Origin of the sequence: Desulfovibrio sp. 1188_IL3213 (assembly GCF_036763145.1) — a bacterium.
In the GTDB taxonomy this organism is placed as follows: domain Bacteria; phylum Desulfobacterota; class Desulfovibrionia; order Desulfovibrionales; family Desulfovibrionaceae; genus Desulfovibrio.
The window spans coordinates 1-1191 of sequence record NZ_JBAIYR010000580.1 but is presented as its reverse complement, the minus strand read 5'-3'; the positions used below and the strand labels follow the sequence as shown (position 1 = coordinate 1191).

Sequence of the window (1191 nt, the reverse complement as noted above, 5' to 3'; positions counted from 1 at the left end):
CCGGGGGCCGCAGGGTGCGCCGCGTGGTCACTACTGCCGCACCTGCCCCTGCCCCAGCACCACGAATTTGGTGGTGGTCAGTTCCTCAACGCCCATAGCCCCATAGGCATGCAGTTTGGATGTGGATATGCCGATTTCCGCTCCCAGGCCGAGCTGTCCACCGTCGTTGAAGCGGCTGGACGCATTGACCGCCACCATAGAGGCGTCAGCCTCGCGCAGAAAGCGCATGGCCTTGGCATAGTCGTTGGTGCAGATGATTTCTGTATGATTTGATCCGTAGCGGGCGATGTGGTCCAGCGCTTCATCCATGCTGTCCACCACACGGACGGCGAGCACAAGATCGTGAAATTCCTGCCCCAGGTCTTCAGCCTGCTGAGGGACAACGTGCCCTTGCGCGGTCTTCTCCATAAGGGGCAGGGCCTTGGCGTCAGCCCGGAATTCCACGCCCGCCGCGCCGAGTTTTTCCGCCACCAAAGGCAGAAAACGCGGGGCGGCATCCTTGTGTACCAGCAGGCATTCCAGCGCGTTGCACACGCCGGGCCGCTGCACCTTGCCGTTGAAAACGATGTCCAGCGCGCGTGCAAAGTCGGCGTCCGGCTCAATATAGGCGTGGCACACGCCCTTGAAATGCTTGAGCACGGGCATGGTGGCGGCTTCGGTAACCGCGCGCACAAGCCCTTCGCCCCCACGGGGAATGATCACATCAATATATTGGTCGAGCTTGCACAGGGCGTTAACAGCCTCATGCCCCGGAACCGTCACAAGCTGCGCCGCAGAGGCGGGCAACCCGGCCTGCATCATGGCTTCCTGCAGGGCCTGAGCCAGAGCGGTATTGGAATGTATGGCCTCGCTGCCGCCACGGAGGATAACGGCATTGCCCGCCTTGATGCACAGGATGGCCGCATCAATGGTCACATTGGGGCGGGCCTCGTAAATCATGGCGATCACGCCGAGCGGTATGCGCATCTTGCCCACCAGCAGCCCGTTGGGGCGTTGCCACTGGCTCTCGGTCGCGCCCACAGGGTCGGGAAGATTGGCGACATGGGCGCAGGCCGCGCACATTTCTTCCATAATGGTCCGGGTCAGCGTAAGGCGATCCAGTCGCGCCGAATCCTGCCCGGCGGCCCGTGTAGCTTCGATATCGCGGGCGTTGGCGGCCAGAATTTCCGGTTCGCGTTGGTGCAGCAATTG

At 62.5% G+C, this 1191-nt stretch carries 1 protein-coding gene; it reads right to left on the bottom strand.

What is annotated here, in order from left to right:
- Positions 1–30: 30 nt before the first annotated feature.
- Positions 31–1191 (bottom strand): glutamate-5-semialdehyde dehydrogenase (locus V6C16_RS13755; RefSeq protein ID WP_333543495.1); only part of this gene is annotated, 1161 nt, incomplete at its 5' end.